The organism is Caballeronia sp. GAFFF2 (assembly GCF_023631485.1).
Lineage (GTDB): Bacteria > Pseudomonadota > Gammaproteobacteria > Burkholderiales > Burkholderiaceae > Caballeronia.
In genome coordinates this window covers 1-200 of record NZ_JALQDA010000130.1, presented here as the reverse complement: position 1 = coordinate 200, position 200 = coordinate 1, and the positions used below count along the sequence as shown (strand labels likewise).

Below are 200 nucleotides of genomic sequence, written 5' to 3'. Positions count from 1 at the left end.
TGGCGGAGCGGACGGGACTCGAACCCGCGACCCCCGGCGTGACAGGCCGGTATTCTAACCAACTGAACTACCGCTCCAGCGCTTACTTCCAGGCAGCGCTTCTTACTAGCAGCCGCCGATGTGCTGGCGTCCCCTAGGGGATTCGAACCCCTGTACTCACCGTGAAAGGGTGATGTCCTAGGCCTCTAGACGAAGGGGAC

At 62.0% G+C, this 200-nt stretch carries 2 tRNA genes; both read right to left on the bottom strand.

What is annotated here, in order from left to right:
- A tRNA-Asp gene (locus NCT04_RS34400) sits at positions 1-77 on the bottom strand.
- Between the two features lie 47 nt (positions 78-124).
- Positions 125-200: transfer RNA gene (locus tag NCT04_RS34395), tRNA-Glu, on the bottom strand.